Raw genomic sequence first — 23735 nt, 5'->3', positions numbered from 1 at the left:
TCACTATCGTGGCCCGCCGCTCCCATCCCGCAGCACTACGCATCTTTGAGGCTGTTCATGCCTGGTTGCGTAGTGTGCGCCTGCCGGTGAGGTTCGACCATGAGTCCTTTCTCGTCACCACCGACCACGCCGCAGTAGAAATCACCTACGATCCCTACCGTGATGCTCTAGTGGTGCACGGTGTGTGGCCCAAGGAGGCCACCGTCGATACCTTCGAGCGCTTGACGAACTTTGTGGACTTTTGGAACGTCAACCGCATTCAGCCCATCGGCTATATGCTCACCGGCGAGGACGCCTCCCTCGGTGTGGGCTGTGTGGTACATCTTCCCGATGCCTCCCAGTGCACCGCGGATGAATTGGGTGATGCCGTCGACCATTACCTCGCGATGGTGGACATCTTCTTCATCGAAATGGAACACTTCTTACCCGATGTGTGTGGTACCACTGTGGATCACCACCACTACATGCTGCGGCTGCCCACCATGCCGATTATCGAAAGCCCGCCCCGATGAGCGTTCATTATCTCCATCTCGTGGAGGCGATCTCCGCCCACGCCCGCATCATCGATCGGCACCGAGGGATACGATTCTGCTTTCCCGACCATCCCTTGGTCTTTCACGCCCATCTTCGTGCCCCGGCGGTGATGTTCATCAGCGCGAGCGAAGCCTTGCGGGAGTCCTATACCGCCGAACAGCGCCACGACGCTGTTCTCGCCGCCAATGGCTACCACCAGGAGGGCCATCACGCGAAGCTCGGGATCGGCCAGATCGGCCTGACAGAGGCGCTCACCGCCATGGGCACCGCATCGACCTACCTCGTTGACTCGCTCACCACCGCCCGCTTGGAGCGGCATGTCTTACGCTGCTGCTACGACATTGCCGACGCGCTGCACTGGCTGAGCACCACCCTCGATACCCCCACCATCGTTCCCGCTCCCAGCCCTGAGTGGTTGCCCCTCACGCTCAATGGGCCGTGGACGGAGCCGGATACACGCGCCTAGGACGGACCAACACAGAAAACAACCGCCGAATCTGCTGCTACTACGCAGCAGAGTTCTCGGCGGTATCCGGCGTTTCGGTAGAGAACGAATCTCAGCGACCAGTGCGGGTCTTTAGTGGTCTTGTTCCGGCCCTAGCTCATGCTCTGGCTCAGCCACTGCGGCGGCATCGCTCTCGGCGGGGATGTCCTCAACGTCTAGCGGACGCTCCTCATCGTCAACCGTGACGGGCACGGGGCCTTCGAGGGTGTCGTTGGCCTCGTCGCAGGCGTACTCATCTGCGTCGCTCTCCACGGGTTGAAGTTCCTCGGCTGTAATGTCCTCGAGGTTCTTTGCCACCGCGTCGAGCACGGCATTGATATAGGGCGAGGCAACGGGGGTGGAGTATTCGCTACCAAGCTCTACCCCCTCCACCACGGCGGTGCGACGCGGCACATCGGGGTTGAAGAGCAGCTCCCAGCCAGAGACACGCAGAATGGCGCGGTCTACAGCAGGCAGGCGATCAAGTTCCCACTCGGCGGCGAGGAAGCGCTCGATGACCTCATCGATGCGGTCGAGCTCGACCGCAACACCCTCGACGATCTCGCGGGTATAGGGCTTGATGGGAGCTACCCCAACATTACGGTCCTGGGAGAGCGCCGCGCGCTCATCCACCAAGGCCACGGGATCGATATCGCGGGCCTCTGCCTCGAAGAGGATATCGACGGCGCGGCGACGCGCCTTATACCGAGTTCCCCGCCGCTTGAAGTCAGTCACAGTCTCCTCAGAACTTCCTGATAGTAAAAAGAATGCGCACGCCGCGCGGCACTTGTCCGCGAGACGTGCATGTTCAGTGTGGTGCTTAGTTGTTCACGCGGGACAGGTACTCGCCGGTGCGGGTATCGACCTTCACCACGTTGCCGGTCTCGAGGAAAAGCGGCACCTGGATCTCGGCGCCAGTCTCGAGAGTGGCGGGCTTGGTGCCGCCGGTGGAGCGGTCGCCCTGCAGACCCGGATCGGTGTGCTCCACCTTGAGCTCCACGGCCACAGGCAGATCGGCGAAGAGAGCCTCACCCTCGTGGAAGGAGACCTGCACGGGCATGTTCTCCAGCAGGAAGCGGGCGGAATCACCGATCAGGTGCGGCTCTAGCTCGACCTGCTCGAAGGTCTTATCGTCCATGAACACGTAGGCGGTGCCGTCGTTGTACAGGTAGGTCATGTCGCGGCGATCCACCAGCGCGGTCTCCACCTTCACGCCGGCATTGAAGGTCTTGTCTACGGTCTTGCCGGAGACAACATCCTTCAGCTTGGTGCGCACGAATGCGGGGCCCTTGCCCGGCTTGACGTGCTGGAACTCGATAATCTGCTGCAGCTTGTTATCAATCTTCAGCACAAGACCATTCTTGAAATCGGCGGTAGTTGCCACGTGTTTAGCTCCTTCGGGCCCGCGCCCAACGACGTCGGCTGCGGGAAAGGTTTCCCCGCCGCCGCGCGGCGCGAGCACTCAACAATTTGAAAGCGTGTACTTGACCAAACCAGACTACACCACGGTGAGCTGCTTGCTCACCTTGGTAATAATCTCGGGCTGGCCGTCGGTGATGATGAGGGTGTCCTCGATACGCACGCCACCCTTGCCGGGAACGTAAATACCCGGCTCGATGGTCAGCGTCATGTCCTTCTCCAGCACGTGGGTGCTGGTCTGGGCGGCAGCGGGGGCCTCGTGTACATCGAGACCAACGCCGTGGCCGGTGGAGTGCACAAAGTACTCGCCATATCCGGCTTCCTCGATGACGTCGCGGCAGGCGCGGTCGATATCGACCAGCTTCGCGCCAGGTCGCGAGGCCTCCACACCGGCGAGCTGGGCCTTGAGCACCACCTCGTAGATCTCGCGGGCAAAATCGCTGGCCTCGCCGATCATGATGGTGCGGGTCATATCCGAGTTAAAGCCGCGGTCGTGGGCACCGAAGTCGATGGTGACGATATCGCCGTGCTCGAGCACCCTATCGCCGGCGCCGTGGTGCGGCTTCGCCGAGTTTGGGCCCGAGGCCACAATGGTATCGAAGGACACCCGCTCGGAGCCGAGCATGCGCATCCGGTACTCCAGATCTGCGGCGACCTGCCGCTCGGTGCGGCCCGCGGCCACCTCGCCCGCTGCGAGCATGTCCAGATAGGCTTGGGAGGCCAGCGCCGCGACGTCGCGCAGCCGCTGCTTTTCCACATCGTCCTTGATCAGGCGCAGTTTCTCGATGATGCCGCTGACCGGCACCAAGGTGACGTCCTCTGGGCAGGCCTTTTCTAGGGCTTCCAGTTCAGAGACGGTGACATAATCGGCCTCGTAGCCCACCCGGCGATGCCCTTCCACCCGCTTGAGCAGCCCGGTAGCGCAGCGGCGCTCCAGCACGGCCTCAATATCCGGTACTTCTTCCGCGATCTGAGTGGTGTAGCGGCCATCGGTGGCGATGCTGGCGGTGAGATCCTTATTCACCAGCAGTGCTGCATTAGATCCGGAAAACCCGGAGAGGTAGCGCACGTGGGTGAGATGAGTGACCAGCATGACATCGACGCGTTGGCTGTTCAGCTCGGCAGATAGAGCGCGGCGGCGGGTGAGGAATCGGGTATCGCTCAAAGACATCTATTTCAGGGCCCCTCTCGGCTCAAATCGTGTGGTGTGGATCTAGCTCAACTCTAGGTGATTCGCTCCGCCAGATACTCGAGGGCAAGTTCATAGCCTTTCACCCCAAGGCCGGCGATCACTCCGAGCGCGATCGGGCTGAGGTAGGAATGGTGGCGGAAAGGCTCGCGGGCGTGCACATTCGAGATGTGTACCTCGACGAAGCCCTGGCCATCGGCGATCTCGGCGAGGGCATCGCGCAGCGCCACCGAGGTATGGGTAAACCCGCCGGGATTGATGATGACTGCGGCACCCCGATCGGCGGCGTCGTGCACCCAGTCGATGAGCTGGCCCTCGTGATTGGACTGGCGGCACTCCACCGCGAGGCCCAACTGCTGGGCGCGACTGGCGAGCCGCTGCTCGACGTCGTCAAGCGTCGTGCTGCCATAGACCTCGGGCTGGCGCTTGCCGAGACGGTTGAGGTTCGGACCGTTGAGAATTAGGACGTCCATGCCACCACCTGCTCATAGGCCTGGCGCAGCTGCTCTTCGGTGGTGTCCTCGAGGCGGGTGGTCTCCCCCACCCCGGTGAGACCAACGAAGCGAATAGAGCCGCCGCGGTTCTTTTTATCCTTGCGCATGCCGGCGAGCAGCTGCTCAAAGCTGGCGCCGTTGTAGCCGGTGGGCAGGCCCACGCTGGAGATGATCGCGCGGTGGCGCTCCACTTCGGCCGCCGAGAGCTCGCCACGGATGTGCGAGAGCGCGGCAACATACATCATGCCCACCGCCACCGCATCTCCGTGGCGCCACCGGAACTGCTCATTGAGCTCCACAGCGTGGCCGAAGGTGTGACCATAGTTGAGGATCTCGCGCAGATTCGATTCCTTCAGATCGGCCGCGACGACCGCAGCTTTAACCGCCACGGAGCGAGCAATCAACTCCGGCAGGTGCCCAGTAGGATCCACGCAGGCGGCCGGATCGGACTCATAGAGGGCGAGAATCTCCGGATCGCGGATCAAGCCGGTTTTGATGATCTCCGCAGATCCGGCGATGATCTCTTCCCGTGGCAAGGTCCCGAGACAATCAAGATCGATGAATACACCGAAGGGCTCGTGGAAGGCGCCAACGAGGTTTTTCCCGGCCGCGGTATTGATTCCGGTTTTGCCGCCGACAGCGGCGTCCACCATCGCCAGCAGCGTGGTGGGGCAATGAATCACCTTGATGCCGCGCATCCACGAGGCGGCGATGAAACCAGCGGCGTCGGTGCAAGCACCACCGCCAACAGAGACCACTACATCGCGGCGAGAAAATTCGAGCCTGCCCAGCTCGTCCCACATGCGCCCCGCTTCGGCGAGGGTTTTTCCGGATTCCGCATCAGCCAGCTTAAGAGGATGTACCTCCATACCGGCGGAGCTGAGAGCGGCGCCAATCCGCGTCGCGATGTGCTTCACGGAATGCTGATGGATAATCGCGACCTTGCGGGCGTCTGCGGCGCTGCTCACCAGCTCGGTCAGCGCCGGCGCGATACCGTGATCGATGACGACCTCATAAGGAGAGGCGCTGCTAACGGGGATGGAACGCATGATTGTCCTTGCTACGGGGTATTAGACGCTGGGCTCGGGTTCGCAGACGGTCTCGAGATAGGCGAGCACGTCGGCTACCACTCGCTGCGGGCTGCGCTCATTGGAGCGAACGCGGAAGGTGGCCACATCCTTGTAATAGCCGATGCGCTCGTCGTAGAGCTGCTGATAGCGCTCGCGCGGATTCTCGGACTGCAGGATGGGCCGTGAAGAATCCTGGGCGGTGCGACGTAGCCCCTCCTCCACGGAGATATCGATCCACACCACGGAGTGATGATCGAGTGCGGCGCGCACGGAATCAGTGACCACTGCCCCGCCGCCGAGGGAGACAATAGCGTCCTGATCGAGGGCTTCTGCGACCACTTCTGCCTCGAGAGCGCGGAACTTTTGCTCACCGAGGCGGGAGAATACGTCGCCGCACGGCTCGCCTTCGCGCTCTTGGATCATCTGATCAGTATCCACAAGGGGGATGTTCAGCGCCCGCGATAGGCGGCGACCAATGGTCGATTTCCCCGCACCAGGCAGGCCAACGAGAACAACTCGAGGGGTTCCCATGTGTTTTTAGAACTCCAATCGCTTAGCAACGCTTTCGGTATAAGTATCGACATTTCGCTTAGTCTCGGCAAGCGAATCACCGCCGAATTTCGCCAGCACAGCGCGGGCGAGGACGAGAGCAACCATCGCTTCGGCCACCACTCCGGCGGCGGGGACGGCGCACACATCGGAGCGCTGGTGGATGGCGGTGGCAGCATCGCCAGAAGCCATATCCACTGTTTGCAAAGCCCGCGGCACCGTAGAGATCGGCTTCATGGCAGCGCGCACGATCAGCGGCTGACCATTGGTCATGCCACCCTCGAGGCCACCAGCCCGGTTGGACAGCCGGTCCACGCCATCGGCGGTACGCACCATCTCATCGTGGGCCTGGGAGCCGGGGCGGACAGCTTCGAGGAATCCATCGCCGATCTCCACGCCCTTGATGGCCTGGATGCCCATGATCGCTCCCGCCAATTGGGCGTCGAGTCGGTCCTCGCCGGAGGTATAGGAGCCCAAACCGATGGGCAAGCCATTGACCACGACTTCCACCACGCCGCCGAGGGTATCGCCGGACTTTTTCGCCTTATCGATATGTGCGATCATGGACTCCTCGGCGGCCTTATTGGCGGCTCGCACCGGCGAGGCGTCGATCTCCTCGAGCTGCTCGAAGCTGGGGGTGGGACCGTCATAGGGCTCGGATTCGCCGATCGAGATCACATGGGAGAACACTTCCACTCCGATGGTCTCGCGCAGGAAGTTGCGCGCCAGCACACCAAGGGCCACCCGGGCCGCAGTTTCGCGGGCGGAGGCGCGCTCCAGAACGGGCCGAGCCTCGTCGAATCCGTACTTGATCATGCCGGAGAAATCGGCGTGCCCGGGCCGAGGCCGAGTGAGCTTGGCACCGCGGCCGGAAGACATCGCCTTCTGTACCTCAGGGTCGTCCTCATCCAATGGCGAGGCAGACATGATGGTGGTCCACTTAGGCCACTCGGTGTTGCCGATCATGATGGCGATCGGTGCACCCATCGTTCTGCCGTGGCGCACCCCAGTGAGCAGGGACAGCTCATCGGCTTCGAACTTCATGCGCGCGCCGCGGCCATAACCGAGCCGACGACGAGCGAGATGCGCCGAGATCTCCTCCAAGGTGATCGGCACGCCCGCAGGCAGGTGTTCCATGGTGGCGATTAAGGCTTGACCGTGGGATTCCCCAGCTGTAGTCCATCGAAGCATGCCCCATATTCTTGCACGCCGCGGCTGGATACACGCACATCTACCCCCGTTTAATTTCGGCGCCCTTAAACCTTGGCGCACAGCAACGCAGCGATGAGCGTCGCCGACACCATCCCCGGCCCATGCGGGACGCGACCGCGCGCTAATGCCGAGGGCAGGAGCTGAAAGTGTTGGAGGGTAGCGTCGATAAGCGTCAATAATGCGGCACCGGCGATGACCCACGGCAGCACGAGCACACCCTGAGCTGCAGCGATGACACCTAGAGAGACGGCGAGTTTGACGTCCCCTCCGCCGATTCCCCAGTTCCGCCACCACGCGAGCCCATAGCTGACGCCCCAGAGCAGCCCTCCCCACCACGCGCTGGGAAAGAGCAGTAGCGCCATGAGGATGGCTGGCAGGGTGAGCGTGTTGGGCAGGCGGGCGTGAATGCGATCCCAGCCGGCGGCAGAAATGAGAAGCACGCACACGCTGCTCAGTAACAGCTGTTGCGCAATGCCGCCACCGGGCGCGACGCAGACGATTGTGGACACATACTCCCCCTCGATATGTGCTGAGATATCCGGCTCGCTCCACCGTGCTGACACGGGGCCGGAAGCTTAACGAGCGCCGGCGATCTCGGTGGCCGATACCCCAGTTGCTTCAGCGAGCGCGGCCACCATCGAGTCCTTGGGCGCGGCCACGCCGGTGAATTGTTCGAATTGACTAAAGGCCTGAAAGGCGAGCATGCTCAGCCCGCCCACGCACGCCAGACCGCGCGTCCTCCCGAGTGCGACGAGCGGGGTGGGCCATGGATCGTAGATGACATCGAAGACAGGCGCGTGGGCGATATGCTCTTCCTTGTCCTGGACCACGGCGGCGGGCACCGTGGAGATCACCACGGCACTGCGGCGGCAGGCCTCGTCAATCCCCGCCGTGTCCTCCCATGACAACCAGCGAAGTGGCGCCTCGCAGAGCGAGCGCAGCTCCTCGGTTTTATCGCTGCGGTTAATCACGGTGATCTCTGCGGCACCAAGCTGTCCTGCGGCATAGATGGCAGGACGGGCGGTACCGCCACTGCCGATGACCACCACGGGCTCACCGGCCAACTCCACGCCGAGTACCCCGAGCCCGCCGTAGATCCCCTCCACATCGGTATTATCAGCGCGCCACCCGTTCTCGCAGCGCACGAGCGTATTGGCCGAGCCGATGGCACGGGCGCGCGGGCTGCGTTCAACAGCGTGGGCAGCGGCATCGAACTTGCAGGGCATCGTCACCGAAAAACCGGCGATCTCCGGATCTGCGGCGGCCTCCGCCATGACCGTGGCCATCTCCTCGGCGGAGGTGTCGCGGCGGCCGTAGCTCCACTGGCTCAGGCCAGCGGCTCGGTAGCCGGCGTTATGCAATACCGGGGAGAGAGAATGGGCGATCGGGGATCCTAAAACTGCGGCGCGTGGCATGTCTGCCATTGTCTCGCCTCGCTCGGGCGCTGTCCACACACCGCAGCGAGGTGGGGGGGGCGGCACGGGGGATACGCGGCGACGCTTCACCCCACTGCACACCCCTTCGCTCCGGCCTTCCACAGACATGCAGTACGCCCGCCCCCATTACGTAGGAGGCGGGCGTCATGCGTGCCCCAAGGCCTGTACCCCAGTATGGAGCTTTCGCCCCAGAACCCTATGGCTTAGGGAGCTTCCGGTGCGGGCGGCTCGGGCGCTGCCGGGGGCTCGGGTTCCTCGCGGCTGCTGTCGAGCACGCCGTTTTGGATGGCGCGCTGAGTATCAGCCTGGTGCTGGTCAAAGTTATCGTTGAACACGGTCGTGCCGTCCTTATCCACCGTCACGAAGAACAGCCAGTTGCCCTCGGCTGGGTTCTCCATGGCGCGCAGCGCCTCCTCAGAGGGGGCAGCGATGGGAGTCTCGGGCAGACCCTCCTTGGCATAGGTATTCCACGGGGTGACGCGGGAGCGGTCCTTATCGGTGGTGGCCACCTCCACCTCGGGCAGGCCGTAGTTCACGGTGGAGTCGAACTCCAGGCGCATCGGCTCATGCAGGCGGTTGAGAATAACTCGGGCCACCTTGTCAAAGTCACCGGCCGGGGCCTCGCGCTCGACCAGGGATGCGGCGATGAGTAGCTCATAGGGGCTGAGACCGACGGCTTGGGCGCGGGCCACGATATCGGTGTCGTTGTAGATCTTGGTGGAGCGGGCCACCAAGTCCTTCAGCACTGCAGTGGCATCGGCCTTGGGGTCGATCACATAGGTACCGGGGGCGATAAGCCCCTCGAGACGCTTCGGATCCGCCCCGCGAGCACGCACCGGCTCGAGTGCCCACGCGGGCACACCGAGCTCTTCGAGGTTCGCATTGGCGGCCGCTTTTTCCAGCTCTGGCAGCGGGATACATGCACCGGCTGCGTCCTCGCAGCTGATACGGGAGATCTCGGAAAGAAGACCGGGCCGGATTTCGCCACTGACGGCGCGGACATCCATCAGGGTCTGGCCGCCGGGTACCTGCAACGCCTCGGCCTTATTGGCTGGATCCACGAGCGCTGCCACGGCCGCCTCGGCGCTCATCTCGCCCTGCAGACGGTAGAAGCCGGGCTGAATGCTCGCGGCATCAGGGTTCGCGCCGGCCGCCCGCTGGAAGGCGCCATTGGACTTCACGATGCCGCGATCGACCAACTCCACTCCCAACTCGGAGACGGACTCGCCCTCGTTGATCTGCACGAGCTCGATCTCGCCATTGCCCTCGCCGGAGTAGTCGGCGAGGCTCGGTGGATTTGCGCGCATCACAGCGATGTAGATGACGGAGCCGATGATAAGCAGCAGAGAGGCAACCAATATAGCCACACCGCGCTGGCGCCTTTTGACATACACCGGTTCCATGCGCCTACCGCGCCGGGCTTGAGGACGTTGAGCCATAACTTATTTGAGCCTCTCAGAATCTTTACTCCTCGCCCTCGCGGCAGAGGCGGTTGTTCCGCGCATCCAGCCACGATTGCAAGATTTCCACTGCAGCTGCCTGATCAATCACGTCTCGACTCGTGCGACTGGAACGCCCCACCGTGTGCATTGCCTGGGTGGCCACGACGGTGGTGAGGCGTTCATCGGCGAAACGCACGGGAATGGTGCGCCCCGCGCGACTCAGCCGCCGGTTAATCCGGAACGCGATTTCTTTGGCATGCTTGACTGACTTGGAGCCATGTCCCTTGAGATCGCGCGGCAAACCGACCACGACCTCCACTACCTGACCGTCCTCGATGATCTCGATCAGACGGTCAATGTCCGCTAGGTCTCTGCCCCCGAACCCCGTCTGGCGCTGCACGGTTTCCACCGGCATAGCCAGCGAGGCGTCGCGATCCGACATGGCGACACCAATACGGGCCGTCCCGACATCAATACCAAGCCGTCGACCCACTCCGGGATCATCAACCCCAGGCTCATCGGGAACTGGTTTATTGGCCATTCGCATCTTTCTATCTTCACAACGGGCATTGAGCACATAGCTACATTTACAATGTAGCGATTCGTAACCGTTTAGTGACAAATATTCCTGCGTGTGTTGCCCAGTAATATGGCTTTTCGACGCCTCCATCCCCTTCCCCACCCACGCTCAGTCAAGCGTCAAACCTTGATTGATAGACGCCTCAGGAACGGCGAGCCGCGCCAATTCAACGCAGAAAAATTTTTCCAAAAAAATGAAACACCCATCCCTTATGCCTCGGGATGGGTGCACGCGTTGCGGGAGTCTAGCCCTCGAGTGCTGCGGCTACTGCAGCGAAACCGGCAGGGATGCCGGAGACATCAGAGCCAGAGCCCTGGGCCATATCCGGCTTGCCGCCGCCGCGGCCACCAATGTGGCTGCCGAAGATTTTGACCAGCTCGCCGGCCTTGATCCCTTGGGACACCGCCTGCGTGGTGGCAGCAACGATGAAGGGCACCTTGCCACCATTATCGCTGGCCAGCACCACCACACCGGCGCGCTCGCCGAGGCGGTTCTTCAGATCAGAGGCCATCTCGCGCAGATCTCCGCCAGAGAGATTATCGGCCGGGGTCGCGGTGATCAGCTCATAGCCGCCTACCGGCCGAGCCGAGGAGAGGATCTCGCCGGTCTGGGCGGCCAGCTGCTGCTTGTGCAGCTGGGCGATCTGCTTCTCGGCGGACTTGAGCTTCTCGGTCAGCTGAGAGATCCGCTCCGGCAGCTCTTCGCTGGGGGCCTTCAAGGAGCTAGCGAGACCAGCGGCGAGGGCACGCTCGCGGGAGAGGTAGGAAAAGGAATCCAAGCCGGAATAGGCCTCAATGCGGCGCACCCCAGAGCCCACCGAGGACTCGCCCAGCACGGCCACGGGGCCGATCTGAGAAGAGTGCCGCACGTGGGTGCCGCCGCAGAGTTCCATGGAGAAGGGGCCACCGATTTCCACCACGCGCACATTGCGGCCATAGTTCTCGCCGAAGAGCGCCATCGCGCCCATGGCCTTGGCCTCGTCCAGGGTGGTTTCGATGGTATTGACCTGGTGGTCGGAATCCACAGCCTGATTGGTGATGTACTCAATCTGCTGCATCTGCTCAGGGCTCAAGGCCTGCGTGTAGTTGAAATCGAAGCGCAGATAGCCGGGCTTATTCATCGAGCCAGCCTGGACGGCTGTAGGGCCGAGCACCTCCCGCAGCGCAGCGTGAATGAGGTGGGTGGCGGAGTGTGCCTGGCGGGCGGCGTGCCGCCATGCCGGATCGACAGCGGTGTGCACCTGCGCGCCCACACCCAATTCACCGCCGACCACACGGGCCTTGTGCACCCACAGCTTCTTGCCGATCTTCTGCACGTCGCTGACTTCAAGATCGGCGGAGCCTGCGGTAATGCGGCCGCGATCACCCAGCTGGCCGCCTGCTTCGGCATACATCGGCGAGACGTCGAGGATCACCTCGACCTCCTCGCCCGAGGAGGCGACGTCGAGACGCTGCCCCTGGCGGATCAAACCCAGCACGCGGGACTCGGAATCGAGGTTGTCATAGCCCACGAATTGGGTAGGGTGATCGTCCACGAACTCGCGGTAGACGGACATGTCGGCATGGCCGTGCTTCTTGGCCACGCTATCGGCCTTAGCCCGAGCGCGCTGCTCAGCCATGAGCTGATCGAAGCCCTCGCGATCCACGTCGAGGCCAGCCTCGGCGGCCATCTCGAGGGTGAGATCGATCGGGAAGCCATAGGTGTCGTGCAGGGCGAAGACCTTATCTCCGGAGAGGCTTTTAACCCCAGCAGCGCGGGCTTCGGCGGCGGCATTATCAAATAGGTGCGTCCCAGATTCGAGAGTGCGTAGGAAGGCCTTTTCCTCATTGGTGGCCACCTGCAGAATGCGGGCGCGGGCCTCCGTGATCTCCGGGTAGGACAGCTCCATGGTGTCCATGATGGTGTTCATCAGCTGTTTCATAGTCTCGCCGGTGGCCCCGAGCAGCTTGGCGGAGCGGATGATCCGGCGCAAGAGCCGGCGCAGAATATAGCCACGGCCCTCATTGCCCGGGGTAACACCGTCGAGGATGAGCATCATGCCGGTGCGGGAGTGGTCGGCGATCACGCGGAAACGAATATCGTTCCGGTGGTTCTTGCCATAGGTGGCGCCGGTGAGGGTCTCTGCCACGTCAATGACGGGGCGCAGCAGATCCGTCTCGTAGACATTGTCCACGCCCTGCATAATGCAAGCAACGCGCTCAATGCCGAGACCGGTATCAATGTTCTTCTTCGGCAACGGACCGAGGACCTCGAAGGAGTCCTTGCCGGTGCCTTCGCCGCGCTCATTCTCCATGAACACGAGGTTCCAGATCTCCATGTAGCGGTTATCATCCGCCACTGGGCCACCCTCTTGGCCATATTCGGGGCCGCGATCGTAGTAGATCTCGGAGCAGGGGCCACAGGGGCCGGGAATGCCCATGGACCAGTAGTTATCTGCCATGCCTAAGCGCTGGATGCGCTCGGTGGGCACACCAATCTTCTTATTCCAGATATCGGCGGCCTCATCATCGTCGAGATACACCGTTACCCAGAGGCGCTCCGGGTCGAGGCCATAGCCACCCTCGGCAACATCTCCGGTGAGCAGCTCCCAAGCGTGGGTGATCGCGCCTTCCTTGAAATACTGGCCGAAGGAGAAGTTGCCGGCCATCTGGAAGAAGGTGTTGTGGCGGGTGGTAATTCCCACCTCCTCGATGTCGAGGGTGCGCACACACTTCTGGATGGAGGTGGCCGTGCCATTGGGGAAAGGTGGATTCTGCTGGCCCAAGAAGTAGGGCTTGAAGGGAACCATGCCGGCGTTCACGAACAGCAGGGTGGGATCGTCAAGAATCAGCGAGGCGCTCGGCACGGCCTCGTGGCCTGCCTTCACGAAGTGCTGCGTAAAACGCTCTCGGATCTCATGAGTCTGCACGAAAAATTCCTCGCTTCACCGTGGTATGAGTGTCAATCTCTGGGTAGTTTACTCTTTAGCCGCGTACGATCCTGCGCAGGCGGCCGATAAAATCATACAGACGCTTTTCCGCACCGTGGGTGCTCGGCTCATAGTAGACGGCATCCTCCAGCGCTTCGGGGATATAACGCTGCGCCACCACCCCACGCGGATCATCATGCGGATAGCTATAACCCACCGCATTGCCCAGCTTCTTTGCGCCTTCATAGTGCCCGTCGCGCAGGTGCTGCGGCACCGGATAGTTCTTGCCTTGGCGCACATCCTCGAGCGCGCGGTCGATGGCCCGATACACCGCATTGGACTTCGGTGCCGTAGCCAAATGCACCACCGCTTGGGCGAGCACGATACGTCCCTCGGGCAGGCCGATCAACTGTACGGCTTGGGCAGCGGCGGTAGCGGTGCTGAGCGCGGTGGGATCGGCCATGCCGATATCCTCGCTGGCGGCGATCACCAGCCGGCGGGCAATAAAGCGGGGGTCCTCCCCTGCATCGATCATCCGTGCCAGATAGTGCAAGGCCGCATCCACATCCGAGCCGCGAATGGATTTGATGAAGGCACTGGTGACGTCATAGTGCTGATCTCCATCGCGGTCATAGCGCACGATCGCGCGATTGACGTTGTCTGCGATGGTCTCCAGAGTGAGCGTGCCGCCATCCTCGACGGCCTCCGCGCAGGCCTCGAGATAGGTGAGGCTGCGACGACCATCGCCGCCGGCGAGCAGCACCAGCTGCTCTAAGGCTTCATCGTCGGCGCTAATGCGGCCACCGATTCCGCGTTCGTCCTCGAGGGCGCGTGTGATCAGTTGCTTAATGGACTCATCCTCCAGCGGGTTGAGCTGGAGTAAGAGCGAGCGTGAGAGCAGCGGCGAGACAACCGAAAAACTCGGGTTTTCCGTGGTGGCGGCCACGAGCAATACGGTGCGGTTTTCCACTGCGGCCAGCAGCGCGTCTTGCTGCGTTTTCGAAAAACGGTGGACCTCATCAATAAAGAGCACGGTTTGCTGGCCCTGGATGAGGCGACGGCGCGCCTCATCGATGACCGCGCGCACCTCCTTCACCCCGCTATTAAGCGCTGAGAGCGCCACGAAGTGCCGGCCGGTGGCGGCACTCACCAGCGAGGCGATTGTGGTCTTTCCCGTCCCCGGCGGGCCATACAGAATCACCGAGGCGTCGCCAGAGCCCTCCACCAGCCGCCGCAGCGGCTTACCTGGTCCAAGAAGGTGATCTTGTCCCACCACCTCGTCGAGGCTGCGCGGGCGCATCCGCGCCGCCAAGGGGGCGGCGGCACCGGGATGGAAATAGTCCGCAGCGGAGGATCCTGCCGACATCCCTGCTATGCCGCCCGTGCCGGCCACGTCCACTCCGGCCGTATCAAACAGGCCTTGTTGGGGCATGTGTGCTCCACCTACTCCTAGTGGGTGCTCTCGCGCAGCGTCTCGGCGAAGTCGGCACCGACGAATCGATCGATCACGTGCTGGGCAAAATCCACCACGGCGGGGAAACGGGGATCGTCTGAACGCTGGGCAAAGCGGATGAGCGCATCGAAGGTTTCGTAGATGTCGATCTTCGCGAGTCTTTCCAGCTCAGCGGTGTCGTCGAAGGAGTCGAGCATCTGCTGTGCGGACCACCCCAAGTTGGTGTTCTGCGCGGCATCATCGACGGACTCCTCGGCTGGGTTCATCTGATCGAGAATGTTGAGCGCGCCGAAATTGAGATGCCAGATCGACAGCACTGCCCAGCCCACGAGCGCGGTGACAATGCGGGCGCGTAAGCGCTCGGGGTTATTCACGTTCGGCCACATGGTGCTCACCTCTTGGCGCCACGCCTCCACGAAGAGATCCGCTTCTTGGTCGCTGAGCCGGTGGGAGAACACGAACTGGGGGAAGCCGGCAACCACGCAGGCCACATCGAAGGTGGCATCGCGGAAGCCCGCCCACTCATAGTCCAAGAATTCCGGACGCTCCGAGTAGACGATGTTATCCGGAGAAAGATCGAAGGGGGTGAATGCACGGTGCTGCCCGGAGACCAGTCGGCGCTGCGCTTCATGGGCGAAACGTCGCACGGTGTCGTCAATGACCACCCCGTGCTTTTCGAGGAATTCCAGCCCCGAGAGCACTCCGGTTTCCAGTGCCTGGTCCCGATACCCGGCATGGGAGGCCTGTGTCCCGTGTTTGGACACCATGCGGCGAAAGAGAATGTCAAAGTCTTGTTCGTGATCGGCAGAGGCCGAGTGCAACAGACCAAGGGCGCGGCCGAGGCGGCGCAGCAAAGAGCGGCGTTGCTCTGTATCGGCGCGATCCATCAGATCGGCAAAGGTATCTACATCGCCACAGTCAGAAATCACCAATAGGCGCTCGTCCATGTCATAGGCCAAAAGCACCGGCCCTGGCCGAACATCATTCGGCAGCGAGGTGGTGAATTGATAGGCCACCACCTCCCGCAGGAAGCGCGTGGGATCAAGAGGATCGTCCGAGGACGGCGAGTGTTTGACCACCACCGTGCGCTCTTGCAGATAGGGCGAGGGGGTGAGCTTCAACCGCAAAACGGTGGAATTGCCCGAGCCCTCGAGAATTTCTGCGCCGACCAACCTGAGGGAACCACCGTACCGCTTGCACAAGAGCTTCTCTGCACGAGCAACCACATGCTCGTGGATCTCTTCGACGGCCGCGGTGGGTGTGATTGTCGCCGACATGGGCGTGATCTCTCCTCGGTGGGGTTATGAGCTAAAAGTATGGTTCGGTTAAGGCTCCCGCGCATGAGCACCGCTCCCCTACGGTCTATGCGCAGCGGAACGGCACTGCCGCTGGGGGCAGACGCGCGACAGTACGCACGCACTCAATTCCTTACAGACATGTGCACCATTGTGCCTGAGCGGAAGGTCCTACCGATAGGTCTTGGGTGATATTCACAGCGACATCACATCCGCAGCCCCATGGCGCGGCGTCGTGTGAGATGGCCGCGGGATGCCCGCCAACTGGGTGCGCGCATGCGAAAGCGAGGGCGCTTCGCCTGCCGCACACTGTGCACGAGACTGCCACCCTCGCTGAGCGCGCTACCGCCATCACTGCGGGTGGCGGCCGCGATGCGTGCGGATTAGGACTGTGCGTCCTTCTCCTTCGGCTTTGCGTCGATGCCCGATTCCTTACGCTGCTGCTTGGTGATCGGCGCTGGGGCTGCCGTGAGCGGATCTACTCCGCCACCAGACTTCGGGAAGGCGATGACATCGCGGATGGAGTCGAAACCGCCCAGTAGGGAAACGATGCGGTCCCAGCCGAAGGCGATACCGCCATGCGGCGGGGCGCCAAAGGCGAAGGCGTCGAGCAGGAAGCCGAACTTCTCTTGAGCTTCCTCATCGCTGATCCCCATCACCTTGAACACGCGCTCTTGCACATCGCGGCGATGGATACGGATGGAGCCGCCACCGATCTCGTTGCCGTTGCAGACGATGTCATAGGCGTAGGCGGTAGCCTCACCTGGGTTCTCATCGAAGCTATCGATCCACTCGGGCTTCGGGGAGGTAAAGGCGTGGTGCACGGCGGTCCACTGGGAGTGTCCCAGAGCCACATCGCCGGAGGCGGTGGCGTCGGCAGAGGGCTCGAACAGGGGCGCATCCACCACCCAGGTGAAGGCCCAGTCGCCCTCCTTGATCAGGCCGAGCTTCTCGGCGATCGCGCCACGGGCCGCGCCCAGCAGGGCACGGGAGGACTTGGCATCGCCGGCGGCGAAGAAGATGCAGTCGCCGGGCTTGGCGCCCACGTGCTCGGCAATGCCGGCGCGCTCGGTGTCGGTGATGTTCTTGGCCACCGGGCCGGCCAGCTCGCCGTCTTCGCCCACGAGAATATAGGCCAAGCCCTTCGCGCCGCGCTGCTTCGCCCACTCCTGCCAGGCGTCCAGCTGACGACGCGGTTGGGAGGCGCCTCCATCCATCACCACGGCGCCGACGTAGTCATTCTGGAAGACGCGGAAGGTGGTGTCCTTGAAGAACTCGGTACATTCCACCAGCGGGATGTCGAAGCGCAGATCCGGCTTATCGGAGCCGTACTTCTCCATTGCCTCCTTGTAGGTCATACGCGGGATCGGGGTGGAGATCTCATAACCGATCTCCTTCCACAGCGCCACTAGGATGTCCTCGGCCAAGGCGATGACGTCTTCTTGGTCCACGAAGCTCATCTCCACGTCCAGCTGAGTGAACTCCGGCTGGCGGTCAGCGCGGAAGTCCTCATCGCGGTAGCAGCGCGCGATCTGGTAATAGCGCTCCATGCCGGCCACCATGAGCAGCTGCTTGAACAACTGCGGCGACTGCGGCAAGGCGTACCATGAGCCCGGCTTGAGACGCGCCGGAACGAGGAAGTCGCGAGCCCCCTCTGGGGTAGAGCGCGTCAGGGTGGGGGTCTCGATCTCGAGGAAGCCGTGGCTATCGAGTACCGCGCGTGCCGCGCGATTGACATTCGAGCGCAGCTTCATGGCGGCCGCCTGGCTGGAGCGACGCAAGTCCAGATAGCGGTACTTCAGACGGGTTTCCTCGCCCACCTCACCGGAGGAGGATGCGTCCTCGATTTGGAAAGGCAGCGCCGAGGCCTCATTGAGGATCTCCAGTTCGGAGACGTTGACCTCCACATCACCGGAGGCAAGGTTCGGGTTTTCGCTTCCTTCCGGGCGTGGCTCGACCACGCCGGTGACCTGTACGCAGAACTCGCTGCGCAGCTTGTGCGCCTGCTCTGCCACCTCGGACTCGCGGAACACAACCTGCGCCACGCCGGAACTATCGCGAAGATCAATAAAGATCACACCACCGTGGTCACGGCGACGCGCGACCCATCCGGTCAGCGTCACGGTGCTACCCGCGGTTTCTTTCCTTAAATCCCCTGCATAATGAGTACGCAACACTGAAGGCTGTCCCTTTCCTTTACATAAATATGTAGATCCGTGCTGAGTTTACCCGCCATAGTGGACATATTCGACACCGGCCCCTGTGCATGCTTATCGACGCCATCTTCGCACCCGCACATCGCCAGTACGCAACGGCCGCAGCAAGATGGCGTCGATAAACGCGAAGAATGTGAGAATATAAACGCATGACTTTTCGTAAAGACGTTACGAGCGAGGGAAGCCGCGCCCGCACCGGCGGCGGTGGCCGAGCGGTAGCGCTAGGTGGCGGCGGCATTGGCACCCTGCTACTTGTGGGGCTGTATCTATTCATGGGCGGCGATATTGGCAGCCTCGGCCAGCTCACTGCGCCCGAGCAAGAAGTACACGGCGAGTCCGGCACGCTGGAGCACTGCCGTACCGGCGAGGACGCCAACGCCTACGACGATTGCCGCGTGATGTTTACCGCCTTGTCGGTCGATGATGTGTGGCGCGAGCAGCTGTCGGCTCAGGCCGGCATCACCTACACTGAGCCCACCCCCGTGCTTTTTGAAGGCGCCACCCAATCAGGCTGTGGCATCGCGCAATCCGCCACCGGCCCCTTCTACTGCCCGCGGGATAACTCCGCTTATTTCGATACCTCATTTTTTAGCCAGCTGGATCAGCTCGGCGGCGATTCCGGCCCGCTCGCCCAGATGTATGTGGTGGCCCACGAATACGGCCACCACATCCAGAATCTGGAAGGCACCCTAGGCTTGAGCGATTACAACGATCCCGGCGCGGATTCGAATGCGGTAAAGATCGAGCTGCAGGCCGATTGCTATGCGGGGCTCTGGGCACACTATGCCGATCAGGGCGAGGATGCCTATCTCGAGCCGATTACCGAAGAACAGGTACAACAGGCCGTGGATACCGCGCGCGCTATTGGTGATGACAATATCCAACAGCAGTCCGGTCGAGAGGTGCAGCCGGATAGTTGGACGCACGGTTCCTCGAAGCAGCGCCAGCAGGCCTTTATGGCTGGCTACACCAGTGGCCGCATGTCCACCTGCGACACCTTAGAGCGCGGCGGCTATACCAACTAACGTTCCGCCCGCCCCGTGATACCCCGATGCGTGGAGAAGGATGGCCCCATGAATGACACCCGCCCCGCCGAGCGCGACGCCAAGCGCAACACCGCGAATGAACCGGCACACCGTGCCCACCAATTCATCGCGGCATTTAACGATATCGAAGCGCACTTTCGCTCGGTGTTGCAGCCGAAGGGCTATGAAGCCTTTGGCTCGATGGCACGCCGCATGGAAAACAGCGGAGCTATCACGTCCCTGCAGTTGATGGAGCTCGAGGCCTTTGTGGATCTGCGCAATGCGATCAGCCACGGTTCTTATCGCGAGGGCGAGCCCATTGCGGAGCCGCGGACCGATACGGTGGCCGCCATTGAGAAGCTGCGCGATGTCTTGCTCAGCCCGCCGCAAGTGGTGCAGGTGATCGGACAGCAAAAGATCTATAGCTTCACCCCAGAGGATTCGCTCTCCGAAGTGTTTCACATTATTAATGAGAAGGGCATTTCTCAGTACCCGATCTACCACGAGGGCTCCTATCAGGCGCTGCTGACCACCACCATGGTGGCGCAGTGGTTTGCGGACTGGTCGCTTCGCCACAACGCGGGCGAGGATGTGGGCGCACTCGAGTCTGTTCGGGTGGGCGAGGTGATCGATTTCGCCCATAGCCGCGCATTGCGCGATCATGCGGTCTTTGCTGCGGCCGATGTTGACGCGGCCACGGCGGTGACGATGCTGCGGCATCCGGAGCTGCCGCGGGTGCTTATTGTTACCGAGCACGGCAAGAAATCGCAGAAGCCGATTCGTATTGTGGGCGCCGCCGATGTGATCCCGCTGCTGGATGCGCTGGAGGAGTTTTAAGCCGTCGTACTCGTCAGGCTGGGTACGCATAGGGGCATCCGGCCTTATCTTCTCTCCTCCCCCTGCCACTTCTGTGCCAGCTGGGCTACCCTAAGAAACCATGCCATCTCTGCTCGTGATTTCTGCTGGGCTCTCTTCGCCGTCCTCCACGCTTTCTTTAGCGCGCCGTATCGCCACTGCTGCCGAGGACTCGCTGGCGCAGCGAGGTGAGACTATCATCCGCTCCGAGCTCGAGGTGCGCACCTTGGCCTTCGATCTGGCCTCCTATATGACCGAGGGTTTTCAGCTCAGCCCAGCGCTTAGCGCTGCGCATCGCCAGGTTGAGCAGGCCGATGGGCTGATTATTGCCACTCCGATCTTTACCGCCAGTTTCTCGGGACTGTTGAAAATGTTTGTGGACTCGCTGCCTCGTACTGCGGTGGTGGGTACTCCGACGACATTGGCAGCAACCGCCGGCAGTCCTCGCCATCTACTCGCGGTGGACTATGCGCTGCGGCCGCTGATCACTCACTTGAAGGCCAGCGTCTTGCCCACGGCAGTATTTCACTCCACCGATAGCGCGGATTCGACAGAGTTTGTGGAGCGCATTCAGCGTGCCGCCGAGGAGCTCTCTGAGGCGATCGTGACGAAGCGCTCGGCAGGCACCTCCACCCCATAGAACGCTCGGCGTCCGCCTTCTTGTTGAATCTGGAATACCAGATTCCCACCCCCGCACATACTACTATTTTCCCAGCTCAGATGCCGTTCTCACATACCAGACCAGAGGGTAGTTTTAGGGAGGTTTATGTGATGTAGCCCGCAATAGACTAGGCACTATGACTATTTCAGCGGTTGATCTTTTTAGCATCGGCATCGGCCCCTCGTCATCCCATACTGTTGGGCCGATGCGCGCCGCCCTGCAGTATGTACGGCAGCATCAGCCCCAGGCCGTTGCCATCACTCTGCACGGCTCGCTTGCCGCCACAGGTCTAGGACATGGCACCGACCGCGCCACGCTCCTCGGACTGATGGGCTACGAACCCGATAGGGTCCCCCACGATATAGAGCCCGCCCCTGGTGCGGCGATCCCGGCAAGCGGCACTATCGATTCCTTCGACGGGCCTATCGACTACCGGATCATCTTTGATAACGCTCCCCTGCCACAGCATCCCAATGGCATGACCTTCCAGCAGCTCGACGCCTCCGGCGAGCCATTCGGGGCGGCGCAGCGCTATTTCTCGGTCGGCGGCGGGTTCATTCTGCGGGAAGAGGAGATGGAGGAGATCTCCACCCTGCCTGCCGGAGCCGCCACTGCCGGCCGCGAGGGCGAACTGCCATATCCCTTCACCACCGGCAATGAGCTACTGGAGCTATGTCGCCTACACGACATGTCGGTAGCGGCCATCATGCTGGCCAATGAGTCCCAACTGCACTGCGAGCACGGCGGGACCGATTATGTACTCGACCATCTCGACCGCGTGTGGCACACCATGAGCGAGTGCATCCAGCGCGGCACCGCCGCCACCGGCGAGCTCCCTGGGGGCTTGCGGGTGCGTCGTCGCGCTGCAGCCATGCTCGAGCGCATCCGCGCCGAGAAGCAGAACGATGAGGGCGATGCGCTGCGCGCCATGGAGTGGGTGAACCTCTACGCGCTGGCAGTGAATGAGGAAAACGCCGCCGGCGGGCGGGTGGTCACCGCCCCCACCAATGGCGCAGCCGGCATCATCCCCGCGGTGATGAACTACGCCCGGGACTTCCGCGTGGACTTCACCCATGACACTGCCCGCGAGTTTTTGCTCGCCGCCGCCGCCATCGGCCTCATCATTAAAGAAAACGCCTCCATCTCCGGCGCCGAGGTCGGCTGCCAAGGGGAGGTGGGCTCCGCCTCAGCTATGGCTGCGGCGGGACTGGCGCAGATCATGGGCGGCTCCGCAGCCCAAGTGGAAAACGCCGCGGAGATCGCCCTCGAACACAACCTCGGGCTCACCTGCGATCCCATCGGAGGTCTGGTCCAGATACCCTGCATTGAACGCAATGCCATCGGCGCGGTGAAGTCTATCAATGCCGCCCGTCTCGCCTGCTTCGGCGATGGCCAGCACTGGGTGTCTTTGGATGATGCGGTCAAGACCATGAGCGATACCGGCAAGGACATGCTCTCCAAGTACAAGGAGACTTCCATGGGAGGTCTGGCCGTGAACATCGGATTAAAGGTCAACCGCGTGGAGTGCTAACCCCCTCCGGTCTGGCATGCGTAACGGCGCTGCCACAGTTCCTGTGATCAGTACGAGGAATTGCGGCAGCGCCGTTATATGCGTCCGAGCTTTTAGCCCAGCGCGTTGCGCAGGTGCTCCACCAGCGCGGCGGTGGAGACCTCCTGCTGCTCGTGGCGGCTCAAATTCTTCACCGCCACCACGTCATTGTCCAGCTCACGATCACCGATCACTAGGGCGAACTGGGCGCCGGCACGATCCGCACCCTTCATCGCGCCCTTCAAGCCGCGATCGCCATAAGACATATCGGCCGAGATGCCGGCCACGCGCAGCTCATTGATTACAGCAGCGAGTCGGCGCTTGGCGTCTGCGCCCATGCCGACGCCGTAGACGTCTACGCGGGAACCGGTGGTCAGGCTCACTCCCTCGGCCTGCATGGCCAGCAAGGCGCGGTCTACGCCCAAGCCATAGCCGATACCGGAGAGATCCTGTCCGCCGAGCTGCTTCATCAGTCCGTCATAGCGGCCGCCGCCGCCGATACCGGACTGCGCCCCCAAACCGTCGTGCACGAACTCAAAGCAGGTCTTCGTGTAATAGTCCAAACCTCGGACCAAGCGCGGATTGATCTCGAAGTCGATCTCCATATCCTTGAGCAGGCCCGTGACCGTCTCAAAGTGCTCTCGGCACTCGGCGGAGAGATAGTCCAGCATGAGCGGGGCGTCGGCGGTCATCTCCTTGACCTCTTCGCGCTTATCGTCCAGTACGCGCAGCGGGTTCAGCTCTGCACGCTGCCGAGTGGCCTCATCCAGCGGCAAGGCGAAGAGGAACTCCTGCAGCTTCTCTCTATAGGCGCCTCGGCAGCTGGCATCGCCAAGAGAGGTCAGCTCCAGTCGGTAGCCGCTCAAGCCCAGAGCACGGAAGGAGCGATCGGCGAGGGCCACCACCTCGGCGTCAAGGGCGGGATCATCGACACCGATGGCTTCCACGCCCACCTGTTGCAGCTGGCGGTAGCGGCCAGCTTGGGGGCGCTCATAGCGGAAGAAGGGGCCGGCATAAGCCAGCTTCACTGGCAGCTGGCCGCGATCGAGATTGTGCTCGATAACCGAGCGCATCACCCCAGCCGTGCCTTCGGGGCGCAGGGTCACTGAGCGCCCACCACGATCGGGGAAGGTGTACATTTCCTTGCTCACCACGTCGGTGGATTCGCCCACGCCGCGCGCAAACAGGCCGGTGTCTTCGAAGATCGGCAACTCAATGTGCTCATAGCCCGCCCGATGCGCCTGAGCCACCAAGGTGTTCTGCACAGCCTTGAATTCAGCAGAGTGCGCCGGAACATAATCCGGAACGCCCTTGGGAGCGGAAAATGCCTTGAATTTCTTCGAATCAGTCACGGATGACAGTGT

General features: G+C 62.3%; 22 protein-coding genes. 6 read left to right on the top strand and 16 right to left on the bottom strand.

The annotated features are described in order from the left end of the window. Nucleotides 1-8: 8 nt before the first annotated feature. Both GBB18_RS01955 and GBB18_RS01950 read left to right on the top strand, forming a co-directional pair. Nucleotides 9-512, top strand: coding sequence for a hypothetical protein (locus GBB18_RS01955; protein WP_151640569.1), 504 nt, complete (start codon nt 9-11; stop codon nt 510-512). Next, nucleotides 509-1000: a hypothetical protein gene (locus GBB18_RS01950; protein WP_151640568.1), complete on the top strand. Its 492-nt coding sequence runs from the start codon at nt 509-511 to the stop codon at nt 998-1000. The genes GBB18_RS01955 and GBB18_RS01950 overlap by 4 nt, the downstream gene beginning before the upstream one ends. A 111-nt stretch (nt 1001-1111) precedes the next feature. On the opposite strand, the gene nusB is transcribed toward GBB18_RS01950, so the two are convergent. The 15 genes from nusB to aspS all read right to left on the bottom strand — a co-directional run bounded on the left by nusB (nt 1112) and on the right by aspS (nt 18242). Beyond that, the gene (gene nusB, locus GBB18_RS01945) at nt 1112-1753 is read right to left on the bottom strand and encodes a transcription antitermination factor NusB (protein WP_151640567.1); all 642 of its coding nucleotides are present in this window, start codon (nt 1751-1753) and stop codon (nt 1112-1114) included. An 85-nt stretch (nt 1754-1838) separates the two neighbouring features. Beyond that, nucleotides 1839-2402 carry an elongation factor P gene (gene efp / locus GBB18_RS01940; RefSeq protein WP_151528678.1) on the bottom strand — a complete coding sequence of 188 codons (564 nt, stop codon included), beginning with the start codon at nt 2400-2402 and terminating at the stop codon, nt 1839-1841. A gap of 114 nt (nt 2403-2516) precedes the next feature. Next, nucleotides 2517-3608, bottom strand: a complete 1092-nt coding sequence (locus GBB18_RS01935) for an aminopeptidase P family protein (RefSeq protein ID WP_151640566.1) — start codon at nt 3606-3608, stop codon at nt 2517-2519. Between the two features lie 53 nt (nt 3609-3661). Then, nucleotides 3662-4099, bottom strand: coding sequence for a type II 3-dehydroquinate dehydratase (gene aroQ, locus GBB18_RS01930; RefSeq protein WP_151640565.1), 438 nt, complete (start codon nt 4097-4099; stop codon nt 3662-3664). Next, the gene (gene aroB, locus GBB18_RS01925) at nt 4087-5169 is read right to left on the bottom strand and encodes a 3-dehydroquinate synthase (protein ID WP_151640564.1); all 1083 of its coding nucleotides are present in this window, start codon (nt 5167-5169) and stop codon (nt 4087-4089) included. The genes aroQ and aroB overlap by 13 nt, the downstream gene beginning before the upstream one ends. A 21-nt stretch (nt 5170-5190) precedes the next feature. Beyond that, nucleotides 5191-5721, bottom strand: coding sequence for a shikimate kinase (locus GBB18_RS01920; protein ID WP_151640563.1), 531 nt, complete (start codon nt 5719-5721; stop codon nt 5191-5193). 6 nt (nt 5722-5727) lie between these two features. Next, complete coding sequence (aroC, locus tag GBB18_RS01915) at nt 5728-6930, bottom strand: chorismate synthase (RefSeq protein WP_151640562.1); 1203 nt, start codon at nt 6928-6930, stop codon at nt 5728-5730. Nucleotides 6931-6995: 65 nt separating this feature from the next. Next, on the bottom strand, nt 6996-7514 hold the full coding sequence (locus tag GBB18_RS01910) for a prepilin peptidase (protein ID WP_151640561.1): 519 nt from the start codon (nt 7512-7514) through the stop codon (nt 6996-6998). Between the two features lie 12 nt (nt 7515-7526). Next, a complete protein-coding gene (locus GBB18_RS01905; protein ID WP_151640560.1) occupies nt 7527-8375 on the bottom strand; it encodes a shikimate dehydrogenase in 849 nt (282 codons plus the stop codon). Nucleotides 8376-8590: 215 nt separating this feature from the next. After that, the gene (gene mltG, locus GBB18_RS01900) at nt 8591-9790 is read right to left on the bottom strand and encodes an endolytic transglycosylase MltG (protein ID WP_151640659.1); all 1200 of its coding nucleotides are present in this window, start codon (nt 9788-9790) and stop codon (nt 8591-8593) included. A gap of 61 nt (nt 9791-9851) precedes the next feature. Continuing rightward, complete coding sequence (gene ruvX, locus GBB18_RS01895) at nt 9852-10370, bottom strand: Holliday junction resolvase RuvX (protein ID WP_151640559.1); 519 nt, start codon at nt 10368-10370, stop codon at nt 9852-9854. A 283-nt stretch (nt 10371-10653) separates the two neighbouring features. Beyond that, nucleotides 10654-13317 carry an alanine--tRNA ligase gene (alaS, locus tag GBB18_RS01890; RefSeq protein ID WP_151640558.1) on the bottom strand — a complete coding sequence of 888 codons (2664 nt, stop codon included), beginning with the start codon at nt 13315-13317 and terminating at the stop codon, nt 10654-10656. A 55-nt stretch (nt 13318-13372) separates the two neighbouring features. Continuing rightward, nucleotides 13373-14749: a replication-associated recombination protein A gene (locus tag GBB18_RS01885; RefSeq protein ID WP_151640557.1), complete on the bottom strand. Its 1377-nt coding sequence runs from the start codon at nt 14747-14749 to the stop codon at nt 13373-13375. 17 nt (nt 14750-14766) lie between these two features. Beyond that, nucleotides 14767-16047, bottom strand: a complete 1281-nt coding sequence (locus GBB18_RS01880; RefSeq protein ID WP_151640556.1) for a phosphotransferase family protein — start codon at nt 16045-16047, stop codon at nt 14767-14769. A 401-nt stretch (nt 16048-16448) separates the two neighbouring features. Next, nucleotides 16449-18242, bottom strand: coding sequence for an aspartate--tRNA ligase (gene aspS, locus GBB18_RS01875; RefSeq protein ID WP_151640555.1), 1794 nt, complete (start codon nt 18240-18242; stop codon nt 16449-16451). A 188-nt stretch (nt 18243-18430) separates the two neighbouring features. Here aspS and GBB18_RS01870 point away from each other — a divergent pair, with 188 nt between their 5' ends. The 4 genes from GBB18_RS01870 (at nt 18431) to GBB18_RS01855 (ending at nt 22353) form a co-directional block, all read left to right on the top strand. Further along, nucleotides 18431-19306 carry a neutral zinc metallopeptidase gene (locus GBB18_RS01870; protein WP_151640554.1) on the top strand — a complete coding sequence of 292 codons (876 nt, stop codon included), beginning with the start codon at nt 18431-18433 and terminating at the stop codon, nt 19304-19306. Nucleotides 19307-19354: 48 nt separating this feature from the next. Beyond that, the gene (locus GBB18_RS01865) at nt 19355-20143 is read left to right on the top strand and encodes a CBS domain-containing protein (RefSeq protein ID WP_151640553.1); all 789 of its coding nucleotides are present in this window, start codon (nt 19355-19357) and stop codon (nt 20141-20143) included. 100 nt (nt 20144-20243) lie between these two features. Further along, nucleotides 20244-20801, top strand: coding sequence for a CE1759 family FMN reductase (locus tag GBB18_RS01860; protein ID WP_151640552.1), 558 nt, complete (start codon nt 20244-20246; stop codon nt 20799-20801). A gap of 157 nt (nt 20802-20958) precedes the next feature. Then, nucleotides 20959-22353, top strand: a complete 1395-nt coding sequence (locus GBB18_RS01855) for an L-serine ammonia-lyase (RefSeq protein WP_151640551.1) — start codon at nt 20959-20961, stop codon at nt 22351-22353. Between the two features lie 92 nt (nt 22354-22445). Here the strand turns inward: GBB18_RS01855 and hisS are convergent, their stop codons facing one another. Next, nucleotides 22446-23723 (bottom strand): histidine--tRNA ligase, encoded by a 1278-nt coding sequence (gene hisS, locus GBB18_RS01850; protein WP_192795876.1) that lies wholly within the window; start codon nt 23721-23723, stop codon nt 22446-22448. Between the last annotated feature and the right edge of the window lie 12 nt (nt 23724-23735).

This window comes from Corynebacterium sp. 11A (assembly GCF_008930935.1).
In the GTDB taxonomy this organism is placed as follows: domain Bacteria; phylum Actinomycetota; class Actinomycetes; order Mycobacteriales; family Mycobacteriaceae; genus Corynebacterium; species Corynebacterium megadyptis.
This window is presented reverse-complemented; position numbering and strand designations above follow the sequence as displayed.